This window comes from Verrucosispora sp. WMMD1129 (assembly GCF_029581255.1).
GTDB classification, from domain to species: domain Bacteria; phylum Actinomycetota; class Actinomycetes; order Mycobacteriales; family Micromonosporaceae; genus Micromonospora; species Micromonospora sediminimaris.
Map to the genome: position 1 here is coordinate 3,986,024 of NZ_CP120741.1, position 21,543 is coordinate 4,007,566.

General features: G+C 71.9%; 20 protein-coding genes and 1 pseudogene. 13 read left to right on the forward strand and 8 right to left on the reverse strand.

Going from position 1 to position 21,543, the window contains the following annotated elements; all coding sequences use genetic code 11:
- Positions 1-375 precede the first annotated feature (375 nt).
- On the reverse strand, positions 376-4,710 hold the full coding sequence (locus O7624_RS18505; protein WP_282236697.1) for a S8 family serine peptidase: 4,335 nt from the start codon (positions 4,708-4,710) through the stop codon (positions 376-378).
- A 330-nt stretch (positions 4,711-5,040) separates the two neighbouring features.
- Here O7624_RS18505 and O7624_RS18510 point away from each other — a divergent pair, with 330 nt between their 5' ends.
- Positions 5,041-5,580: a winged helix-turn-helix domain-containing protein gene (locus O7624_RS18510; protein WP_282236698.1), complete on the forward strand. Its 540-nt coding sequence runs from the start codon at positions 5,041-5,043 to the stop codon at positions 5,578-5,580.
- Positions 5,581-5,592: 12 nt separating this feature from the next.
- Positions 5,593-6,450 carry a hypothetical protein gene (locus O7624_RS18515; RefSeq protein WP_282236699.1) on the forward strand — a complete coding sequence of 286 codons (858 nt, stop codon included), beginning with the start codon at positions 5,593-5,595 and terminating at the stop codon, positions 6,448-6,450.
- Between the two features lie 33 nt (positions 6,451-6,483).
- Here O7624_RS18515 and O7624_RS18520 read toward each other — a convergent pair whose 3' ends face one another.
- The 3 genes from O7624_RS18520 to O7624_RS18530 form a co-directional block, all read right to left on the reverse strand.
- Positions 6,484-8,535 carry a glycogen debranching N-terminal domain-containing protein gene (locus O7624_RS18520; RefSeq protein ID WP_282236700.1) on the reverse strand — a complete coding sequence of 684 codons (2,052 nt, stop codon included), beginning with the start codon at positions 8,533-8,535 and terminating at the stop codon, positions 6,484-6,486.
- Entirely contained in the window at positions 8,532-8,912 is a 381-nt protein-coding gene (locus O7624_RS18525) for an SCP2 sterol-binding domain-containing protein (RefSeq protein WP_093403401.1), read from the reverse strand. The genes O7624_RS18520 and O7624_RS18525 overlap by 4 nt, the downstream gene beginning before the upstream one ends.
- A 94-nt stretch (positions 8,913-9,006) precedes the next feature.
- The gene (locus O7624_RS18530) at positions 9,007-9,381 is read right to left on the reverse strand and encodes a DsrE family protein (protein ID WP_093403402.1); all 375 of its coding nucleotides are present in this window, start codon (positions 9,379-9,381) and stop codon (positions 9,007-9,009) included.
- A gap of 12 nt (positions 9,382-9,393) precedes the next feature.
- Here O7624_RS18530 and mtfM point away from each other — a divergent pair, with 12 nt between their 5' ends.
- Entirely contained in the window at positions 9,394-9,498 is a 105-nt protein-coding gene (gene mtfM, locus O7624_RS18535; RefSeq protein ID WP_046570768.1) for a small membrane protein MtfM, read from the forward strand.
- A gap of 63 nt (positions 9,499-9,561) precedes the next feature.
- Positions 9,562-10,164 carry an FABP family protein gene (locus tag O7624_RS18540; protein WP_282236701.1) on the forward strand — a complete coding sequence of 201 codons (603 nt, stop codon included), beginning with the start codon at positions 9,562-9,564 and terminating at the stop codon, positions 10,162-10,164.
- Positions 10,165-10,230: 66 nt separating this feature from the next.
- Here O7624_RS18540 and O7624_RS18545 read toward each other — a convergent pair whose 3' ends face one another.
- A complete protein-coding gene (locus tag O7624_RS18545; RefSeq protein ID WP_282236702.1) occupies positions 10,231-11,079 on the reverse strand; it encodes an aminotransferase class IV in 849 nt (282 codons plus the stop codon).
- A 67-nt stretch (positions 11,080-11,146) separates the two neighbouring features.
- Here O7624_RS18545 and O7624_RS18550 point away from each other — a divergent pair, with 67 nt between their 5' ends.
- The 4 genes from O7624_RS18550 to O7624_RS18565 all read left to right on the forward strand — a co-directional run bounded on the left by O7624_RS18550 (position 11,147) and on the right by O7624_RS18565 (position 14,642).
- Positions 11,147-11,575 carry a Fur family transcriptional regulator gene (locus O7624_RS18550; protein ID WP_093403408.1) on the forward strand — a complete coding sequence of 143 codons (429 nt, stop codon included), beginning with the start codon at positions 11,147-11,149 and terminating at the stop codon, positions 11,573-11,575.
- On the forward strand, positions 11,572-12,684 hold the full coding sequence (locus O7624_RS18555; protein ID WP_282236703.1) for a folate-binding protein: 1,113 nt from the start codon (positions 11,572-11,574) through the stop codon (positions 12,682-12,684). Before O7624_RS18550 ends, O7624_RS18555 begins: the two co-directional genes overlap by 4 nt.
- Before the next feature lie 44 nt (positions 12,685-12,728).
- Positions 12,729-13,556 (forward strand): 3-keto-5-aminohexanoate cleavage protein, encoded by an 828-nt coding sequence (locus tag O7624_RS18560; protein WP_282236704.1) that lies wholly within the window; start codon positions 12,729-12,731, stop codon positions 13,554-13,556.
- Between the two features lie 93 nt (positions 13,557-13,649).
- A complete protein-coding gene (locus tag O7624_RS18565; RefSeq protein WP_282236705.1) occupies positions 13,650-14,642 on the forward strand; it encodes an asparaginase in 993 nt (330 codons plus the stop codon).
- Between the two features lie 48 nt (positions 14,643-14,690).
- Here O7624_RS18565 and O7624_RS18570 read toward each other — a convergent pair whose 3' ends face one another.
- On the reverse strand, positions 14,691-15,488 hold the full coding sequence (locus tag O7624_RS18570) for an alpha/beta hydrolase (RefSeq protein ID WP_282236706.1): 798 nt from the start codon (positions 15,486-15,488) through the stop codon (positions 14,691-14,693).
- A gap of 111 nt (positions 15,489-15,599) precedes the next feature.
- Between O7624_RS18570 and O7624_RS18575 the strand changes: the two genes are divergently transcribed.
- From O7624_RS18575 to O7624_RS18590, 4 genes are all read left to right on the forward strand, one after another.
- Positions 15,600-16,202 carry a helix-turn-helix transcriptional regulator gene (locus O7624_RS18575; RefSeq protein ID WP_093403416.1) on the forward strand — a complete coding sequence of 201 codons (603 nt, stop codon included), beginning with the start codon at positions 15,600-15,602 and terminating at the stop codon, positions 16,200-16,202.
- Between the two features lie 2 nt (positions 16,203-16,204).
- On the forward strand, positions 16,205-17,011 hold the full coding sequence (locus O7624_RS18580) for a hypothetical protein (protein WP_282236707.1): 807 nt from the start codon (positions 16,205-16,207) through the stop codon (positions 17,009-17,011).
- A 70-nt stretch (positions 17,012-17,081) separates the two neighbouring features.
- A complete protein-coding gene (locus tag O7624_RS18585; RefSeq protein WP_093403419.1) occupies positions 17,082-17,396 on the forward strand; it encodes a DUF2516 family protein in 315 nt (104 codons plus the stop codon).
- A complete protein-coding gene (locus tag O7624_RS18590; protein WP_093403420.1) occupies positions 17,393-18,280 on the forward strand; it encodes an alpha/beta hydrolase in 888 nt (295 codons plus the stop codon). Before O7624_RS18585 ends, O7624_RS18590 begins: the two co-directional genes overlap by 4 nt.
- Before the next feature lie 37 nt (positions 18,281-18,317).
- On the opposite strand, the pseudogene O7624_RS18595 reads toward O7624_RS18590, so the two are convergent.
- A pseudogene (locus O7624_RS18595) lies at positions 18,318-19,210 on the reverse strand (IS5 family transposase).
- Positions 19,211-19,564: 354 nt separating this feature from the next.
- Between O7624_RS18595 and O7624_RS18600 the strand changes: the two are divergent.
- Complete coding sequence (locus O7624_RS18600) at positions 19,565-20,479, forward strand: SDR family oxidoreductase (RefSeq protein ID WP_093403422.1); 915 nt, start codon at positions 19,565-19,567, stop codon at positions 20,477-20,479.
- A gap of 62 nt (positions 20,480-20,541) precedes the next feature.
- Here O7624_RS18600 and O7624_RS18605 read toward each other — a convergent pair whose 3' ends face one another.
- The gene (locus tag O7624_RS18605; RefSeq protein WP_282236708.1) at positions 20,542-21,543 is read right to left on the reverse strand and encodes a WYL domain-containing protein; all 1,002 of its coding nucleotides are present in this window, start codon (positions 21,541-21,543) and stop codon (positions 20,542-20,544) included.

The window sequence follows — 21,543 nt, forward strand, 5'->3', positions numbered from 1 at the left end:
CGCCCCCCGCCGCCCCGCGCTGCGCGCTGCCCGCCGTGCGCTGCCCGCCGCCCGCCGCGCCCTGCGCGCTCCCCGCCCCCGCCTCCGCCCCCGCGAGGCTGAGGCAGCAACTTCGCTGATGTTGCTGCCTCGACGACGCCGGATACAGCAGTATCCCTGAAACTGCCGGGGGTTCCGGGCGCGGCGTTGCCGGGGGTTCCGGGCCGCTGGCCCGGGGGCGCTGCCCAGGGTCCGGGGGCGAGGCGTTGCCCGGGCGAGGCGCTTTCCAGGGTTCCGGGCGCGGTGTTGCCCGGGGTTCCGGGCGGGTGGGTGTTGGCGGGGGTCGGGGGCGGGGCGCCGGCCCGTGCGGGCCGGCGCCCCGCCGTGTGGGTCGGGTCAGATTCCGGTGGCTCTGGTACAGGTGGAGGCGGGCTCAAGGGCGAAGTCGAGCGTGCCGACGATGCCCGCCTCGATGCGGTGGCGCTGTACCTGCGGTACCCAGCCGTCCTTGGCCACGATGACCTCGTAGCGGCCCTTCGGCAGCCACCAGGCGTAGCGGCCGTTGCCGTCGGCCGTCAGGGTGGTTCCGGTGCCGGCCGAGATCAGGTTCACCCGTACCGTCGCCGGGATACCGACCGTGACACCGCCGCAGGTGGTGCCGGTGACGGTGCCCCGGATCTTGCCCCAGCTGGCCGGCGGCGACACGTTCATCTCCACCGAGACCGGGGTGACCGGGTAGGGGCTGTCGGAGGCGATGGCGAGTTCGCCCGCGTACCGGCCCGGTTGGGCGACGCCCGCCGCCTCGGTGGCCGTCAGGGTGACGGTCACCGTCCGCGACTCGCCCGGCGCGAGGGTGAAGGTGGCCGGGGAACTGTCCAGCCAGGGCAGGTCGGCCTCGGCTGCGCAGAGCTCCAGACCATCGAGCCGTTCGCTGTCCGCGCTGCCCACGAAGGAGCTGGGTGACCCGCCGATCTTGTACGCGCCGCAGGTGGCGGCCCCCCGGTACCGGCTGAACCGGGCGTTGGGCAGGTCACGCCAGGCGCCGGTGACCGGGTCGAAGCCGACCGTCCGGTTGGTGACCGCCGTCGAGCCGTCGGTCACCCCACCGGCCAGCACCAGCAGCCCGCCGGCCGCCGCGTACTGCGAGCCCCACAGCTCCACCGGCAGGTCCGGCAGCGGACTCCAGTTGTCGGCGGCGGGGTCGTACCGGTAGGCGTCGGTGTACTCCGTGCTGCCCGTGCCACCGGCACAGTAGACCGAGGCACCGATCCCGCCGCAGGCCAGCCACGACACCGGGTGTGGATAGGCGGCACCGGTGCTGAACGAGCCGGTGGCCGGGTCGAACACCACCAGGCCGTCGCTGTCGGTGCAGGTGGCGTCGGCGCAGCCACCCACCAGGTACACCTTGCCGCCGACCACGGCCGAGCCGGCCGCCGCGACCGGGGCCGGATTGGTCACTCCCGGCAGGGTGCTCCACGTGCCGCTGGCCGGGTCGAAGACGTCGACCGTGGCGACTGTGGCGTCATCGGCGCCCCAACCTCCGATCACGTGGAGCTTGCCGTCGACCGCTGCCGCAGCGGGCTTGGACCGTACCGTCGGCAGGTCGGGCAGGGCGGTCCAGGCACCCGGCGCAGGGTCGTACACCCATGCCTTGCGCTCGGTGCCGGTGCCACCGCCACCACCGACCGAGTAGATCTTCCCGTCCAGCCACGCGGCGGCGTTGTCGTAGATCGACGCCGGCAGCTTGGCGATCTCGGTCCACGCCTCGTCCTCGGCGGTAGCGGCCTGGGATGCCGCCCCGCCGTACGGGGTGCCGGTGCGGGCCTTGCTGATCCCCTTCATCTTCTGCTCCCGCAGCGGCGCGCCGTCGCGCCTGAGCAGTTCGAACTGACCGGCCCGTTCCAGCAGGTCGACGCTGGCCGGCGCGGTACCGCTGTTCCGAACCGTCACCCGGGTGGTGCGGCTGCTGCCGTACGGCTGATGTGACTCGATCGACGTCGGGCTGACCGTCAGCCGGCCTGCGGCGAGGGCGAAGTTGGCCCGCTTGACCCGGTCGGCGGTGACCGTCACCTCCTTGGTGACCGGCGCGTACGGGGTGCGGTCCGCAGTGAACGGGTGGGTGCCGGTGAGTCCGGAGAAGAGCCAGTAGAAGCCGTCCGGCTCGGCCGGGTCCTCGGGCGTGGCCGCCGAGACCGCCCGGTCCTCGGGACGGTGGTCGCTGGCCACCGTCACGCCGTTGAGCGGGTCACCGGTGTTGCGGTCCGTGGTGGTGCCTACCACCAGCCCGCCGGGCACCGGCGAGCATTCGCGGTTGACCACCTCCACGTCGTCCACCTGCCACCACCAGGCGAAGGTGCCCTTGAACCGGAAGCGGAACAGCGCGGAAGCGGCGTTCGCGGCCGGGTCGAGCGGTACCTCCTCGATCCGGGGGCCACGCCGGCTGGCGGTCTGGTGCCAGACGTTGGTCCAGTTGGCCCCGCCGTCGGTGGAAACGTCGATGTCGGCGGTGTCGCTGATGCCGACGGCCCGCCAGTCGCTGCGGAACCGCAGCACCGGTGCGGCCGTCGTGGACAGGTCGACCGGCGGGGCGATCAGGTCGGTGTCCTGCGTGTTGCCGGAACCGAGGGCGTCGCTGTCGATGATGGCGAAGCCGCCGGTGCCGCCGGTGAGGTTGCCTCGGGAGTCGGGATCGTCGAAGACCCAGCCGCCAGAGGCGGTGCGGTTCTCCACTCTCCAGCCGGGCGGCGCGCTCGTGCCGTCGAAGCTCTCGGTGAGCAACGGCGTACCGAACTGTGCCGTGTAGCCGGCGGCGTTGCAGGCGGCATCGACCGGTACCGCCACATTGATCTTGGTGGCGTCACCGCCGACCGCCACCTCACGGGTGACGGTGCGGTAGCCCGGGTACTGCGCGGTCACGGTCAGCCGGTACGAGGTGTTGCCGGGCAGGGTGACGGAGTACCGGCCGGTCACCGGATCGGTGAAGACCGGATCACCGGGCCGGCCCGCCACCTCGATCTTGGCGTACAGCGGCCAGCCGTGGCCGGAACCGTCGGTGACCTTTCCGCTCACCGTGACCGCCGGCGTGGCCAGCAGGGCGAAGTCCAAACTGACGGTGTCACCGTCGGGCACCGTGACGGTAGCCGACTCGTCGGCGTAACCGTAGGCGCTGACCGTGAGCGTGGTCTCGCCGGCCGGCAGGGTGAGCGCGTAGCGCCCGTCGTCGTCGGTGGTCGTGCTGCGGGTGCCGTCGGTCACCGTCGCACCGGAGAGCGGGCCGTCGTCACCGGAGTCGGTGACCACCCCGGTGACCCGGCCGACCGGTCCACGGGGTGCGTCCCGCACCGCCGCGTACGCGTCGAGCCGCCCCTCACCGAAGACGTTGTTGTCGGCCGGCGTGCCACCGCAGGTGGTGGCGTCGACATCGCGGGCCGTACGGTCCAGCAGCTCCTCGGTCGCGGCGAGGTCCCCGCGCAGCCCGGGTGCCGCCGCCCAGAGCAGCGCCACCGTGCCGGCGACGTGCGGCGCGGCCATCGACGTGCCGCTGAACGAGGCGTATCCGCCGCTGGGAACGCTGGACCGGACGCTGCTGCCGGGGGCGGCGATGTTCGGCTTCAGCGGGTCGGTTCCGGAGCCGCGCCCGGAGAAACCGGCGATCACGTTGTTCACGTCGTACGCGCCGACCGCGTACGCGTCGGTGTAGTCACCAGGTGAGCCGGCGCTGCCACAGGCCGGACCGTCGTTGCCGGAGGAGAAGACGGGGAACATGCCGGCGGCCCGCCAGGCGGCCACGGTCTGCTGGTACCAGGGGTCACCACCGTCGCCGCCCCAGGAGTTGTTCACGATGTCGGGCCGCAGGTCCGGCCGGGGATTCTGGCCGTTGGCGTCGGTGGGCGCGAGCACCCACTGGCCGGCGGCGAGCAGCGAGGCGTCGGAGCAGTCGTTCGACTCGCAGCCCTTTGCGGCGATCCACTTCGCGCCGGGGGCGACGCCGATCTGGTTGCCCGCGCCGTCGTCACCGACCATGGTGCCCATGGTGTGGGTGCCGTGGTCGTTGTTGTCACAGGGTGCGGTGCCGGCGCACACACCGGCCGGATCGAACCAGTTGTACGCGTGGTCGAAGCTGCCGCCGCCGAGGTTGCCCCGGTAGGAGCCGACGAGGGCGGCGTGGTCGTAGCGCACGCCACTGTCGATGTTCGCCACCACGACGCCCTCGCCACGGGTGCCGAACTCGTCCCACACCCGCGGTGCGCCGATGTTTGTCAGTCCCCATTCGACGGCGGCGGTGCGCGCCCGAGCGGTCTCGGTCGCGGTGGGCCGGACCAGCGGGTAGCTGCGGCTCGGTTCGATCCGGGCCACCTCGGGCCGGCGGGCGATCTCGTCGAGCAGTGCCTTGTCGCCCTCGACCCGCACCGCGTTGGCGATCCAGTACGAGGTGTGCGGCACCTTGCGATCGTCGAGCAGCGTACGCAGGTCGCGTTGGGTACGGGTGGCCGTGGTGGTGAGCAGACGGTGTACCTCGCCGGCCCGGGCGTCGGGGTCACGCAGCCGGCTGGCCTGCGCCAACGGCGCGGTGTCGGCCAGGTAGACCAGGAAGGGTGCGGTCGACGTGGCGCCGAGCTGGTCGAGCAGCGCCGGGTCGACGGCGGCCCGGTGCGCCACCGGCGGTTGAGCCGGCGCGGCGAGCGCGGGCTGGCCGGTGACGCCCAGCACGGCAGCGGTCAACACCGCCACCGCCCGCCATCGTGGCGACCGGGTGGATGGTCGTGTGAACAAGGTTCCTCCCCACGTCGTCGGTCCCGATCCGTTCGGGCCCGCACACCCGCGCGCCGCGACGCGGCTGCGCGCAGCGGCCGGGGCGATGTGGGTGGCCGGTGGTGGTGCCTCCGCCCGCTGAAAGTCATGCTCTTGCTCCGACCGTCGGTGATCAATGGACGGCGTCGGTCAGTACTCGGTCAGTGACGAGGCGCGATCCTGACAGTTAGGCTGCAACCGGGCGTCATCGGTGACCGTCACTGGCGATCGGTGGAAGTCGCAGGTCAGGGGCGCCCTGGGGGAGGCTTCGTGTCCGGTCCAGAGTTTCCGATCGTGGTCTGCGTCAGCTCCGACGCCACCGTCCGGCAGCGCGTGGTGCAGCGGCTGGAGGGCGTCGGGCCGGTGGTGATCTGCGCAGACCTCGCCCAACTGCGGGCGGTGTTCCCCGCCCCGTCGGCGGAGCCGGGAGGGACGCTCGACGAGTCTGCCGAGCGTCCTCCGGAACGACCGGCCACCTGGGGAGATCTGACGGTCGACCGGGCAGGGCACCTGGTCACCTGGCGCGGTGCACCGCTGGGGCTGACCCGTACCGAGCGGGAGTTGTTGGCCCGCCTGGTCAGTCCGCCCATCACGTTGTGGAGCTATGAGCGGCTGTTCGCCTCCGTCTGGGGCGGTGCCTACCTCGGCGACACCGCGATCCTGCACTCGGCGGTGAAGCGGCTGCGTCGCAAGCTACGGACGCTGCCCGACGGGCCGCAGGTGCAGACCGTACGCGGCGTTGGTTACCGGCTGAGCGTGCCGCCGGAGGCTGGCGACGGGCGTCCGGACGGACGGTCGCGCCAGGCGTGACACGATGGCCGGGTGAGCAACGCCGTCCACACCACCGCCCCACCGACCGGTCCCCGACCGCCGGCCGCCGGCTCCCGGTGGCCGCGCTGGCTGATCACGGTGACGGCGGTCTGGGTGGTGCTGCTGGCCGGCCTCACCTGGATGTCGTCGGCCGAGGACCCACCGACCGTCCGGGAACAGCGCACCCTCACGCAGGCCGGGCCGGTGGTCGACGGTGCGATAGGTGAAATCGTCGCGGCGGCTGACGCGGGTGTGCCGGCGCTGGTCCCAGCCGAGGTCGACCGGGGCTGTCGGATCAGCCCGTTCGCAGACGGTGCGACGCTGACCCGCGCGGTCGACCTGGCCGCGCCGGTGGGCGAGGAGCAGGCCCTGCTGCGGCAGGTCGCCGACCGGCTGCCCGCGCGGTGGCGGGCCGGTGTCCGGCTCACCCCGGACGGCCCTCGCCTGCGCGCCGACGCGGGTGAGTTCGTCACCGTGACCGGGCGGCCGGCGACCGACGGTCGGATCCGGTTCACCGTCGACACCGGCTGCCGCCCGGTGGGCGACGACTACGACAGCGCCGGGGCCGCCCCGGTCGGCCCCGAGGCCGGCGTGCTGGCTGAGGTGGTGCGTGCGCTGAACGGCCGCGTCGACGACCCGGAGTCGGTGGTGAGCGCGCCCTGCCCCGGTGGCGGCGTGGCCCGCACCATCCGCACCGTCGTCGACCCGGTGGCCACGGCGCCGCAGGCCGCACTCGCGCCGTTGGCCGGCGGCACGCCGGTGGTGGAAACCCCCGAGGTGTACGCCTACCGGCAGGACGGCGTCGCGGTGCTGGCCGATTTCCAGCCGGAGCAGGTCCTGGTCGCCGCGACGACGGGGTGCGCCGGCTGAGCCTCGCCGCTCTGCCGCCGAAGCTGAGGTCGTTCAATCCGGTCGGCGCGGCCCCTCGTCGCGGCTGCGACCCAGCGCGTCCACCCGGCCCCACCGGCCGGGAATGTCCAACAGTTCCACCCGGCCCATCCCGGCTGGCACGTACGGGTCGATGATCAGGTGCTCGCCCTGCGGTTCGAGTCCGAGCATCACCCGCAGCAGCAGCAGCGGGGTGCCCGCCGACCAGGCCTGTGGGCTGCACGCGGTCGGATACTCCACCGGGTAGTCGGTCAGATCACGTTCGTAGCCGGCGAAGGCTTCCGGAAGCCGGCCGAAGAAGTAGCGGGAGGCCGCGAACATCGACTCGCAGATCCGACCCGCCTCCTCGCGGAGACCGTACTTCCACAGACCCCACGCGATGATCGAGTTGTCGAACGGCCAGACGGTGCCGACGTGGTATCCGATGGGGTTGTAACGTCCCTGGTCGTCGGCGAGGGTACGGACGCCCCAGCCGGAGAAGAGCCGGGGACCGAGCAGGTGCTCGGCGACCCGCTGGGCCCGGGAATCGTCGACGATGCCGCTCCAGAGCAGGTGCCCGATGTTGGACGTGAGCGCGTCGACCGGGCTGCCGTCGGAGTCCAGGGCCAGCGCGTAGTACTCCTTGTCGGGCAGCCAGAAGTCCCGGTTGAAGCGTTCCTTCAACTCGGCGGCCTCACGTTCCAACCGGTCGGCGTAGACCGGGTCGTTCCAGCACAGTCGAGCCAACCGGGCACCGCGCAGCTTGGCGTCGTAGGCGTAGCCCTGCAACTCGCAGGTCGCCCGGGGGAAGCTCGGCAACCGACCGTCGGAATAGCAGATCGCGTCCCAGGAGTCCTTCCAGCACTGGTTCTCCAGGCCGATCTTGGGGTTGCGGGTCTGGTACCAGACGTACCCGGTGCCGAGCAGGTCGCCGTACGTGTCGATCCAGGTCAGCGCGGCCCGTACCGAGAACTCCAACCGTTTGACCAACTCGACGTCGCCGGTCCACCGCTCGTACTCGTCGAGCAGGATCACGAACAGGGCGGTCGAGTCGGCCGCGCCGTAGTAGGGCGAGTGTGGTTGTTCCTCGAAGCCGGCGGATTCGCCGTAGCGCAACTCGTGCAGGATCTTGCCCGGCTCCTCGTCGCGGAAGTCGTCCACGCGGTGGCCCTGGAGACCCGCCAGCATGGTCAACGTCGGTGGGATCAGCTCCGGCACGAACGGCAGCACCTGAAGCGAGGTGAAGATGCTGTCCCGGCCGAACAGCGTCATGAACCACGGCAGGCCGGCGGCCATCAGCCGGACGCCGAGCGCGATCGACTCGTACCGCAGCGCGGCCAGGTCGGTCAGGCTGCGCCGGTACGCCCCGGCCATCGGCTCGCAGTCGCAGCCCAGCTTGGGTGCCCGGGCGACGAACTCGGCGTGTTCCGCCTCGATCGCCGGCGTGGTCCGGCTGCCCGCGAAGGGCAGCAACGAGCGGACGTCCTGACCGCGGGCGCCGTAGATGACGACGTTGACGGTCAACCGGGTGGTCCACTCGCCGTGCGGCCCGATCATGATCGGGAAGGTCATGCCCCGGCGGTCGACCTGGGCGGCGGCGCTGCTCGTGATCGTCGTCTCGCGGTGGAAGGCGTCCCGCCGGTAGGTCAGCCGCAGCGAGTTCTCGCCGGGCGCGGCGGTGTTGTGCCCCTTCTTGCGCTGGGTGTCCTTGATCTCGAAGATGTCCGCGAAGTCGGAGGCCATCTCCATCCGGACGGTGAAGCTCATCTCCTGCCCGGAGTGGTTGAGCACGGTCAGTTCCTCGGCCAGGTCGCCGCTGATCGCCCGACTCCTGATCACCGAGACCTTCGCGTCCAGGAAGTGGGTCGGCTCGCCCGGCACCAGGAAGTAGCGGGTCCGGTGGGACTCGGCGTCGTCGATGGAGAGAGCGTGCAGCCGCTCACCGTCGATCAGCAGCAGCCAGGTGGACAGGAACCGGGTGTCGAAGGCGAACAGCCCGGTGGGGAAGTCCAGCGAGGGCTCGACGTCTCCACGGCGGTCGCTGACCAGGAACGTGTTGCCGTCGAGGATGCTGACCAGTTCCTTCACCGGGTCCACCTGGCGTGCTCGCGGGCGACCTCGCGTGGGTCGCGGGTGCCGGGTGCGGACGGGAAGAACAGCCGGAAGGCGAGAAACAGCACCACGTCGCCGCGAAAGGTGCTCTCGTTGCGAAGTACTGCGGAGATCGCCTGCGCGCGTCCGGTGACCAGCCGTTCGAAGAGATCGGCCCCGCAGTACCAGGTCGCGTCGCCCGGCTCCACCCCCTGGTCGACCTCCACGGCACCGGGCCGCATCCGGACCAGCCAGTGCTCGGTGCGGTGCCCCTCGGACAGGTCGATCCGCAGCGTTCCCGCGACCGGAGTGCGGAGGACTTCCGGGGCGCGGGCCGGCAGGGTCGCGAAGAACTGCTGGGTGGCCTCGGTCACACCCGAATCGTAGGCATTCGCCCGCCTTGTCGGGCGGGTTCCGCCGCCTTCCCAGGCAGCGCCCGGCGAGCCTGGCCGGGCACTGACCGGCGAGTCAGTAGACGAGCGCCTGCGCGCCCTCGGCCATCGTCTCCTCGACGAAGACAGCCGCCCCGGCGATCCGTACTCCGGGGAGCACGTCGCCGGAGTCGATGTCCCGGCGAGCGGCGCACTGGGTACAGGCCGTCACGGTGCCGGTGGCGAGGATCACGTGCAGCAGCTCGGCCAGCGGGGCGGAGTGCGGCAGTTCGAAGTTCTGCGCCCGGCCGGGCAGCGCGAACCAGGTCGACTCCCCGGTCAGCCAGAGGGAGACGGGTACCCCGGCGGCGGCTGCGGTGGCTGCCACGGTGAACGCCTGGGCGCACCGTTCCGGTGCGTCGGCGCCGGCGGTGGCCTTGACGACGAGAGTGCGGGCCATGACCGCCAGCATAGGATGACCCGGATGGTCACCGAGATCGGGTTCGTCAGCCTGCTGGTCGCCGGCCTGGGCGCGCTCGCCGGTGGCCTGGTCTATCTGGCGGTACGCATATCGAGAGGCAAGTGGTGATCCGGTGAGTGCGAGGAGTGAGCCGGTTTTGCGAGCCCCGCAGTCGCGAACGAAGGTGATCCGGTGAGCGCGAGGAGTGACGACAATCCGTTGGCGCCGCCGCCCTGGCTGAACGCGCCGCCGGTGGAGGCGTACCCCTTCGAGGAGAGTCACGACCTGCGGGTCGGCCCGAAGCTGCACCCCACGCTCGACGGCCTGCTGCCGTACATCGGGGTGTGGCGGGGGCGGGGGCGGGGCGGTTTCCCCACCATCGAGGACTTCGACTTCGCCCAGGAGATCCGGATCAGCCACGACGGGCGTCCGTTCCTGCACTACGAGTCGCGGGCGTGGATCCTCGACGAGCAGAGCCGGCCGGTGCGGCCGGCCGGCCGGGAGGTCGGCTGGTGGCGTCCGGTGCTGAACGGCGACCGGGCCACCGACGAGCTGGAGGCGCTGCTGACCACCCCGACGGGGGTGATGGAGCTGCACGTCGGCCGGCGCAAGGGCACCCAGGTGGAGTTCGTCACCGACGCGGTGGTGCGCACCTCCACCGCCAAGGAGGTCACCGCCGGCCACCGTCTCTTCGGCATCGTCGAGGGCGCCCTGCTCTACGCGCAGGACATGGCCGCCGTCGGTCAGCCGTTGTCCCCGCACCTGTCGGCCCGCCTCATCCGGGTCGCCGGCTGATCCGCTTCCGCCTCCGGCCCGCCCCGCCGGAACGCCCGGCCCGGGTCAGCCGCCGCCGGTCCCGGTTCAGGGCAGCGGGAAGTCGAGCAGCTGCTGCAACGCGCGGGTGAGCGGGCTGGGCGGCAGCGGCTCACCGTCGAGGGTGTGCACCGCGACCAGGCCGCGTACCGACGAGGTGAGCCAGACCCCCTCGGCCTTGCGCAGCTCCGTCGGGGTGACCATGCGTTCGGCGGCCCCGCAGCCGACGTCGGCGGCGTGGGCGAGCAGCCAGGCGACGGTGGTGCCGGGCAGGATGCCGGTGCGTCCGGCGGGCACCGTGCACAGCGTCTCCCCGGCCAGCCAGACGAGGTTGGCGGTCGGTCCTTCCAGGGCGTACCCGTCGGAGGAGATCCAGAGCACGTCGTCCACGCCGGCCCGGGCGGCCCAGCGCCGGGCGGCGCTGCTGGCCCCGTACGACGTGGACTTGATGCCCGCCGGCAGCCAGTCCAGTTCCGGCCGGGCCTCGGCGGGCACCCCGAGGGAGAGGGTGGCGACGCTCACCCCGTCGTGCCGGGCTCGCCGGGCCGCGGGGGCGACCTCCGACAGGGTGGCGTAAACAGTCGGCGGGCCGCCGCGCTCCGGCCCCCGGGTGCAGACCAGCCGCAGTGCGCCCTCCACCTCGGCCGGCCAGTCGGCGGCCACCTCGTCCAGCAGTTCGACCAGGGCGTCGTCCGCCGGCAGGGCCAGTTCCACGGCGGCCGCGCCGCTCCGCAGCCGGGCCAGGTGCTCCTGGCGCAGCCAGGCTCGCCCGTCACGTAGGTGCATGGTCTCGAAGAGCCCGTCACCTCGCAGCACGCCGAGATCGTCGGCGCGCAGCACCGGCTCATCGGCCGGCAGCCGCCCGCGACCCAGCACGCCGATCCGCGAGGTCACCACGGGGCCGAGCATAGTGCGGTGCCGGTCGCGCCGGGAGGTACGCGCGCGGCCGAACTATGATCGGGGGGTGTCCGAATCCTCCCTCGCGGAACTGCTCCGCGCCCGTGGGCTCCGGCTGACGGCGCAACGACAGCTGATCCTCCAGGCGGTGCTGGACCTGGGGCACGCCACCCCCGAGCAGGTGCACACCGCCGTACGCGAGGTCGCCGCCGGGGTCAACATCACCACCATCTACCGCACGCTGGAGCTGCTGGAGCGGCTCGGCCTGGTCACCCACACCCACCTCTCGCACGGGTCGCCGACCTACCACGCTGCCGGTGAGGACCAGCACGTGCACCTGGTCTGCCGCGAGTGCGGCGCGATCGACGAGATGGATCCGGAACTGATGCGTCCGCTCTCCGACCAACTGGCCGGGGAACGGGGCTTCCGGGTGGACATCGGGCACGTCTCCTTCTTCGGCTTGTGCGCGCGGTGCGGAGACGGGGAAAAGACATGATCGACATCGCGGGCGCGGTGGCCGTGGAGAGCATCGACGAGGCCAGCCGGGATCAGCCGGAGCCGGCGCACGCCGCAGCCGGGGTGCGGGGGGTGGCCGCGCACTACGGCGACCCGATGCGCGAGCAGCGCCAGTTGGACACCGAGGTCGGCCTGGTGGACCGCTCCCACCGGGGCGTCGTCGCGGTGCCGGGTGCGGAGCGCATCTCCTGGCTGCACACCCTCACCACCCAGCACCTGGCCGAGTTGGGCCCGTGGCAGGGCACCGAACTCCTCGTGCTCTCGCCGCACGGCCATCTGGAACAGCACGCCATGGTGGCCGAGGACGGCGACACCACCTGGCTCGACACCGAGCCGGGGGCGACCGCGGGACTGCTGACCTACCTGGAGAAGATGCGGTTCTTCAGCCAGGTCGACCCCCGCGATGCCACCGCCGAGCACGCGCTGCTGTCGTTGGTCGGGCCGAAGGCCGCCGAGGTGGTGGCTCTGCTCGACGTACCGCCGCTCGCCGAGCCGGACGTGGTGGGGTTGCCCGGCCCGAAGTTCCGCTCCGGCGAGCTGCCGCCCCGCCCGACCGCCCGCTACGACGTACAGCCGCTGCCGCAGGGTGGCTGGGCCCGGCGCGGTCCGCTCGGGGTGGACCTGCTGGTTCCCCGACCCGCGATGGACCAGGTTGTCACGCGGCTGCGCGACAACGGGGTGCCCCCGGTCGGGCTGTGGGCGTACGAGGCGGTGCGGGTGGCCGCTCGGCGGCCCCGGGTCGGCGTCGACACCGACCACCGGACGATCCCCGCCGAGGTGAACCTGATCGCCCCGGCCGTGCACCTGGACAAGGGCTGCTACCGGGGGCAGGAGACGGTGGCCCGGGTGCACAACATGGGCCGTCCGCCACGCCGGTTGGTGCTGCTGCACCTCGACGGGGTGGCCTCGGACCAGCTGCCGGTCGCCGGTACCCCGGTGACGCTGGACGGCCGTACGGTCGGTTTCGTCGGTACCGCGGTGCTTCATCACGAGCTGGGGCAGGTCGCGCTCGCGGTGGTCAAGCGTTCGGTGCCCGACGATGCCGCGCTCCGGGTGGGCGACAGCGTCGCCGCCATCGACCCCTCGTAGACACCGACACAGCTGGTGGCCGGGGGCGCTCTAGGATCGCCGGCATGACGACAGGGACGTTGATCACGGTTGCCCCCACCGGCGCGGAGTCGGCGAAGACCGAGGTGCCGGCGCTGCCGGTGACCCTCGACGAGCTGCTGCTCACCGCCAAGGAGTGCGAGGCGCTGGGCGCCTCCGTGATCCACGTGCACATTCGCGACGACGACGCCCGGCCGACCCTGGACCCGGGTCGGCTCCGGGCGACCGTGGCGGCGCTGCGGGAGAGCACCGACCTGATCGTGCAACTGTCCACCGGCGGCGCGGTCACCGACCCGGAGGCCGACCGGCTCGCCGTGCTGGACGCGGCCCCGGACATGGCCTCCTGCACCATGGGCACGGTCAACTTCGGTGACGAGGTGTTCCTCAACCGCTGGGAGTTCGTCGTCGACCTGCACACCAGGATGCAGGAGCGGGGCATCGTGCCGGAGTACGAGATCTTCGACCTCGGCCACCTCAGCGCCCTCCAGCGCCTGTTGGGGAAGTACGGCCTGCCGCACGGCGGTCACGTTCACGTCGACTTCGTCATGGGTGTGCCGGGAGGCATGCCGGGAACCACGGCGACGCTGGTGGCGGCCCAGCAGATGCTCCGGGATCTGCCGGAGGGCACCACGTTCTCGGCGACCGGGATCGGCCGCACCAGCCTTCCGGTGCTGCTCGCCGCGCTTTCCACCGGCGGTCACCTGCGGGTCGGGATGGAGGACACGGTCACGTACGCCAAGGGCCGCCCGGTGGAGTCGAACATGCAACTGGTCGCGCGTGCGGTCGGCTTCGCTCAGCTCGCGCAGCGTCCACCGCTGAACACCGCCGAGGCCCGCGAGCTGCTCGGCCTGTAAGGCACGAGTCGCCCGGCATCCTTTACGCCCGGAGGTGGAGTCCCAGCTCACCCCGGCGTGAGGTCGGCCGGACACCTCGGTACCGTCCACGTTGTGGGAAAGACGTACGAGGGCGGCGTTCCGCTCGCCGAGGTGGTCCGGTCCGGCTTCGTGGAGTGCGTGCACCGCGGCTCGGTGGTGGTGCTCGACAGCGCCGGTGCGTCGCTGGCCGCGGCCGGCGACGTAACCTCGCCGATCTTCCCGCGCTCGTCGAACAAGCCGATGCAGGCGGTCGGCATGCTCCGCGCCGGGCTGTCCCTCACCGAGCCTGCCGACCTGGCCATCGTCTCCGCCAGCCACGCGGGGGAGGAGTTCCACCTGGCCAGGGTCGCCGGGCTGCTCGCGGGTGCCGGGCTGAGCGAGGACGACCTGCACTGCCCGCCGGACCTGCCGGCGGGCGATCTCGCACGGATGGCGGTGCTGCGGGCCGGCGGCGGCCCTGCCCGGGTCCAGATGAACTGCTCCGGCAAGCACGCCGGGATGCTGTTGACCTGCCGTGCCGCCGGCTGGCCGCTGGAGGGTTACTGGCGGATCGAACATCCGCTCCAGCGACGGCTGCGCGCGACGGTGGAGGAGTTCACCGGCGAGGAGGCGGTGGCCGTCGGCGTCGACGGTTGCGGCGCTCCGGTGCTGTCCGCGTCGTTGACCGGACTGGCCACGGCATACCTACGGTTGGTGACGGCCGAAGGCGACACCGGGGCGGGCCTGGTGGCCGACGCGATGCGGGCGCATCCGGAGGTGGTCGGCGGTACGCAGGCGGACGACACCCGACTGATGCGTGGCGTACCCGGGCTGCTGGCGAAGATCGGCGCGGAGGGTGTCATCGCCGCGGCCCTGCCCGGCGTCGGCGCCGTGGCGCTCAAGATTGACGACGGCGCCGGCCGGGCCCGGATGCCGGTCCTGGTCTCGGCCCTGCGCCGGCTCGGCGTGGATGCGCCGGTCCTGTCGGAGTTCGCCGAGCTGCCGCTCTTCGGCGGCACCCTCCCCGTCGGCGCCACCCGCCCCTGCGACTCGTTGATCAAGAAGTTTTGGTCGGGAGTAGCGTGAAATCCGACCAAAACTTCTTGATCAACGCGGAAAGGGGGGAGTGCGGGGTTAGGGGAGGAAGGTGAGGAGTTGCTGGTTTACCTGGGTGGGGTGTTCCAGGGGGAGTAGGTGGGCGGCGTTTGCGATGTCGGGTGGGCGTATCGCGTGGGGTGCCTCGGCCACGATGCGATCGGCCAGGTGGCGGATGTCGGGCACGTCCGCCGCGCCGGCCGCGACCAGCACGGGCATGGTCAGCTCGGCGAGTCGCCCGATGGCCGGTGGGTCGAGCTCGGCCACGTCCACGGCGCTGAGCGCCAACTCGGCGGCGAGTGCGCGCTCGTCCATCGCGGTCGCGAAGGCGACCAGCTCAGGGTCGACGTCGGCGGGCTCGCGGTCCGGACCGACCACCCAGAACCGCACCTCACCTGCGGCAGTCGCGGCGAAGTCCTCCGGATCGACGTCGCCGACCAGGTGCTCCCACAGCTCGTTCGTCTGCTCTGACCATTCGTGGCCGGAGACCGCGGTGCCGAGCAGGGCCAGCGCGCTCACCCGGTGGGGGTGGGCGAGTGCGGTGTCGATCGCCACCGCCCCACCGAAGGAGCAGCCGACCAGTGCCGCGCTGGCCAGTCCGAGAGCGTCGAGCAGGCCGACCACGTCATCGTGGTGGGCGAAGGCGCTCGGTGGCAGCTCGGACTCCCCGTACCCGCGCAGGTCGAGGGCGATCACCCGGTGTCGGGTCGCGAGTGGGGCGATCTGGTCCCGCCACATCCGGCGGTCGGCGATACCGGCGTGCAGCAGGACGACCGGCGATCCGCTGCCGGCCTCGTCGTACGCCAGCAGAGCGCCATTTACCTGGATCTTGGTCACCGCAGGACGGTACGACCGGGCGGGAGCGGTGCGCAAGCCGGCGATGAGACATCGCTAACTTTGGCTAGCACTTTGCTTGCAGCTGCTAGCAGCGCGGGCTAGCGTTGAGTCATGGCCACTCCCAAGGACCTTCCCGACGTCGGCGGGTTCATTCGTGACCTGCGGCGGAACGCGAAGATTTCGCTCCGGCAACTGGCCGAGCAGGCGGGGGTCAGTAACCCCTACCTCAGCCAGATCGAGCGCGGCCTGCGCCGGCCGAGCGCGGAGGTGCTCCAGCAACTCGCCAGCGCGCTGCGGGTCTCCACTCCGGCGATGTACCTCCGGGCCGGACTGCTCGACGACAAGGAGGGGCAGGGTGTGCTGGCCGCCATCGCAGTCGATCCGGACCTGACTATGGCCCAGAAACAGTCCCTTACCCAGATCTACGAGACATTTCGCCGGGAGAATGCGCGGCTGGCCGAGGCGACCGCGACGATGCCCGGTGCGAGCGGGGAGACCGGCACCTCCGACGCAGATAACGTCACCGCCCCCGACGTGGCCAATCTGGCCGCGACCGGGCCCACCACCGCGGCGGGTACCCCGACCGAGGCGGTGCTCGAATCGGTCGCCGTGACCGAGGCAGGTTCCGCTCCCGCCCCGAACAGCACCCCACCCAGGAAGGCCGCCCGCAAGGTGGTCCGCAAGACCGCGACAGCGGTCCAGGAGGAGAAGTAACGATGAGCCAGCCGAAGACCAATCGCATCCCTGCCCCGATCTACGCTGCGGCCGGCGCTGGTGAACTGGCCCTGCAGCAGCTGCGCAAACTGCCCACCGTGGTCGGTGAGCTGCGTGACCGCGTCGTCGCCGACGGTGGGCGGGTCGTCAACGAACTCGGCGGCAAGGCCGTCGTCACCGGCTTCGAACTGCGCCAGAAGGCCAACGACACGCTGCGCAACGCCAACCGGACGGCCGAGTCGCTGCGGCAGAAGGCCGCCCCGACGACCGACCTGAACCGGCTGCGTGAGCACGCCGACCTGGCCAAGCTCCGCGATGCCGCCGATCTCAACAAGCTGCGCGATGCCGCCGACCTGCACAAGCTGCGCGAGACGGCAGACCTGGACCGGCTGCGTGAGCTGGCGACCCGGAACGCCGCCGTGGTCGTCGCCGGCGCACACGCCGCGCAGGAGCGGGCGCTGGCCGCGTACGGTGCGCTGGTCGCGCGGGGTGAGCGGGTCGTCGGCACCGGTGTGCTGGAGGTCGCCGACACGGTGAACACCGACATCGAGGCGACCGAGGCCACTACGCCGACCGAGGCCGCCAACGCGACCGCCGGGCAGACCGCGCCCGTCAAGAAGGCGGCGAACGCTGAGAAGACCGCTCCGGCTGAGGTGCCGAGCCCGGCGGAGGTGGCCGAGATCGCGGAGTCCAAGCCGGCCGCCGCGAAGAAGACCACCCGGGCGAAGTCGACCACCCGGCAGACCGCCGCCAAGCGGACCGACAGCCCGTCGGCGAAGCTGCCCCGGGGTACCAAGCGGAGCCAGTGAGTCAGCTGCCGGCGGCCCCGGGACCGTCCCATCGCCACGGATCCGGGGCCGCCGGCATAAGCTTGCCGTCATGGCCAACGCCGCGCCGATCTTCGTTTTCGACGTCCGCTACGTGATCGAGCTGATCCTGTTCGTCTTCGCACTGATCGTGCAGGGGGTGGCTCTCGTGCACGCAGTCACGCAACGCTCCGATGCCTTCCCGGCGATCGGGACCCTGCCGAAGGGCGGCTGGATCGCGATCCTGGCGGTCACTCTCCTGCTCACCCTGCTCACCCGCTCCACCCTCAGCATCTTCGGGCTGATCGGTGTGGCGGCGGCTCTGATCTATCTGCTCGACGTCCGGGTCGGACTACGTGACCTAGGCGACAACAGAGGGTCCTGGTGAGATCTTTCCGGTGGCCACCACCGCCGGACGGCGGGCCACGCAGCTGGGGTCCCGGCCCGGGTGCCCCGCGGACCGGCCGACCGCCGTTACCCGACCCGGAAACGGAACTGGTCGCCACCCCGCACGGCGTACGTCTGGAGCGGCTGGTCACCGGTGTTGGTGACCCGGTCACCGTCTTCGCGCACGGGCTGGCCAACGGCATCGCCACCACCCGACCCTTCGGCAGCGGGGTCACCGGTCGCCGGGTCTTCTTCCAGTTCCGTGGCCACGGCCGTTCCGACGCGCCCGACGGGCCGTGGAGCTACCTGGACCTGGCCCGCGATTTGCGGGCGATAGCCGACCTCAGCGGCGCGACGCGCGCCTTCGGGGCCAGCCTGGGCGCCGGTGCGCTGTGCCGCCTGCTCGCCGAGAGCCCGGAGCGGTTCGAGCGGCTCGTCTTCTTCCTCCCCGCCGCGCTCGACCGGCCGCGCGGACCGGTCGCCCGGGCGCGGCTGACCGAACTGCTGGCGGCTGTGGAGAGCGGGGACGCCTCGGCGGTGGCGGAAGCCGTCTCCACCGAGCTGCCGCCGGCTGTACGCAACACGCCGGCCGGCTGGGCGTATCTGCGGCAACGGCTGGACCACCTGCTGCGCGACGGCCTCGCCGCCGGGCTGATCGACCTGCCGGAGCAGGCGCCACTGCCCGACGCCGGCGTGCTCGCCCGGGTGACCGCGCCGGCACTGGTCATCGCCGCCGAGGGCGACGACCTGCATCCGGTGGAGGTGGCCGAACAACTCGCCGCCACGTTGCCCCGGGCCACCCTGCACCGCTACGACCGCCCCGGTGTCCTCTGGACGGAGCGCGCCGACCTCCGCAGCCGGATCTCCGACTTCCTCAACGGCTAGCCCGTCGCGTGCCACCTAGAGCCTGTGTCGAAGTCGGTCACAGCCACTCGCTGATCGCGGCGACGTGCACGGTGGCTTCGTAACGCACGGCGAGCTTGTCGAATCGGGTGGCCACGGCGCGGTTGCGCTTGAGCCGGTTGATGCCGCATTCCACGGCGTGACGCTGCTTGTACCGCTCGGGATCGAAGGCCGGTGGACGGCCGCCCTTGGACCCCAGCTTGCGCCGGTTGGTGTCCTGGTCGGCCTTCGAGGGGATCGTCGCGGCGATGCCGCGACGGCGCAGGTAGCGGCGGTTGGCCTTCGACGTGTACGCCTTGTCGGCCAGGACCCGGTCCGGGCGGGTCCTGGGCCGGCCGGCGCCGAGACGGGGCACTCGGATCCCGTCGAGCACCGCCCTGAACTGCGGGCTGTCCCCGCGCTGCCCAGCGGTCAACACGATCGACAACGGCTTCTGCCCCTGCTCGCAGGCCAGATGCAGCTTTGTGGTCAGCCCACCGCGCGACCGGCCGAGCGCGTGATCGGTCGGCTCGACCGTGACCCCGCCCGGCGGCTCGGCCTGCAGATCCCCCTTTTACGCGCCCCAGCGGCGTGCTGATGAGCCCGGGCGACCGTCGAGTCCACCGACACGTCCCAGACCACGCGCCCGGCCGCATCAGCCACAGCCTGCAACACGGTCAGGATCTTCACCCAGGTTCCATCACGCTGCCAACGCCGGAACAGCCCATACGCCGCGGCCCAGGATCCGTAGCACTCCGGAACATCCCGCCACGGCGCACCGACCCTTATCCGCCACCTGATCCCATCAATGAGCTGCCGTTTCGTCCACGTCGACGGCCGACCTGGCCTACGCCCCGCAGGCAGCAGCGGCTCCAGCGCCACCCACTCTGCGTCGGTCAGGTCATGCCGCCTCGCCACCGCTAGGGTGTCCACGAGGTCTCCGGTGTTCGGGTTCTGCTTGGTCGCTGAACCAGATACCGGAGACCTCGCTACATCTCGAACACCGACACGCGAAGATCCTCAACCAACAACTCAAGCCCTGGCACCGACTTCGACACAGGCTCTAGCGCCCCTGCCCGCCACCCGTGGGATGCGGCATGCCGCGGCATCCGGCGTGCGGGAGGGCGCGACATGCGGTATGTCGGGGCATCCGGCGGGCGGTAGGACCCGGGATGCCGCAACTCGCGAGCCGGATTGTGGCCCTCCCGGATCGATCAGCCGGCCCTGTCGCGACGAGTCGCGAATACCTGCCACCAGATGGCAGGTATTGCTGGCAGCGTGGAGCGCATGACTAAACCGCTGATCGGAAAGGTGGCGCTGGTCGCCGGGGCCACTCGGGGGGCCGGCCGGCAGATCGCCGTGCAACTAGGCGCCGCAGGTGCCACCGTTTACGCGACCGGCCGCAGCAGCCGCGCCGGCCGTTCCGAACTGGACCGCCCGGAAACCATCGAGGAGACCGCCGAACTGGTCACCGCGGCCGGCGGCACCGGCATCCCGGTCCGGGTCGACCACCTGGTACCCGACGAGGTGCAGGCCCTGGTCGCGCGAATCGACGCCGAGCAGGGCAAGCTTGACGTGCTGGTGAACGACGTGTGGGGTGCCGACCCCTTGATCACCTGGGAGAAGCCGGTGTGGGAGCAGTCGCTCGACGCCGGCTTCCGGATGCTGCGGCTGGCGGTGCACACCCACGTGATCACCAGCCACTTCGCGTTGCCCCTGCTGATCCGCCGGCCCGGCGGACTGGTGGTGGAGATCGGTGACGGTACGAAGGCGTACAACGAGGAGAACTACCGGCTGTCGGTCTTCTACGACCTGGCCAAGACCTCGGTCAACCGGCTCGCCTTCAGTTGGGCCCACGAGGTCAGGCCGCACGGCGGTACGGCGGTCGCGCTCACCCCGGGCTGGATGCGCTCCGAGGCGATGTTGGAGCACTTCGGCGTCACCGAGGACAACTGGCGCGATGGCGCGGCCAAGGACCCGCACTTCCTCATCTCGGAGACTCCGACGTTCGTGGGTCGAGCCGTCGCCGCGCTCGCCGCCGACCCGGACCGGGCACGCTGGAACGGTCGGTCCGTCTCCGCCGGAGAACTGGCCAAGGTGTACGGCTTCACCGACGTCGACGGCTCCCAACCGGACGCCTTCCGCTACCTCAGTGAGGTGGTCGACGCCGGCAAACCCGCCGACACCACGGGTTACCGCTGATCCTCCCGCCCCGGCATCCGCCCGTCTGAGCGGCCCGACCGGCGTACACCCGACCGGCCGTACTACGCCGGCCGGTCGGGGAACCGGTCGTCGGCGGTGGAGTACAGGGCGGCGGCGCTCATCGCCGCCTCGGCCAGCCGCGACCGTAGCTCCGGCGGCTCGATCACCTCCACCTCCGGCCCCAGCGCGAGCAGTTGGGTGTACGCCACCTCGACGGACTCGACGGGCAGGCGGGTCACCACCCAACCCTGCCCGTCGGGTTCGCCCGCGGCGGCGACCGCCACCTCGTACACGAAGGGGGCGTCGGCGAGGAAGCGGAGCCGGCGCAGTCCAGCGGGGCTCAACCGGATCGTCACCTCGACCCGGAGCATGCTTCGCAGGAACGCCTCGGCCTGCTCCCGCCAGTACCCCGCCAGGTCGAAGCCGGCGTCCCGGTCGAAGGTCTCCGTCCCCACCTCGACGTGGGTGACCCGGTCCACCCGGTACGTGCGGTACGCGTCGTCGACCCGGGCCACGAGATACCAGACCCCGCTCTTGAGGACCAGCCCGTACGGGTGCGGCTCCCGCTCGACCTCGCGGTCGCCGCGGCGGTAGCGCAGCCGCACCACCCGGTCCCGCCAGACCGCGCCGGCCAGGTCGCTCAGCCACGGCGGCGGCCCGGTCTCCCGGAACCAGCCGGGCACGTCCAGGTGGAACCGCTGGCCGGTGCGCGCGGGGGCGTCGCGCAGGCTCGGCGGTAGCGCCGCGAGGAGCTTCAGTTCCGCCGCCGCAACGGCGTCGGCGAGACCCATGTCACCGGCCGGGCCGGGCAACCCGGCCAGGAAGAGCGCCTCCGCCTCGTCCCGGGTCATCCCGGTCAGCCGGGTCCGGTAGCCGCCGAGCAGCCGGTAGCCGCCGGCCCGTCCCCGGTCGGCGTAGATCGGCACCCCGGCGGCGGAGAGCGCCAGCACGTCCCGGTAGACCGTCCGCTCGGAGACCTCCAACTCGCGGGCCAGTTCCGCCGCCGTCAGCGCCTCACGGGTCTGCAACAGCAGCAGCAGGGAGAGCAATCGCGACGCCCGCAT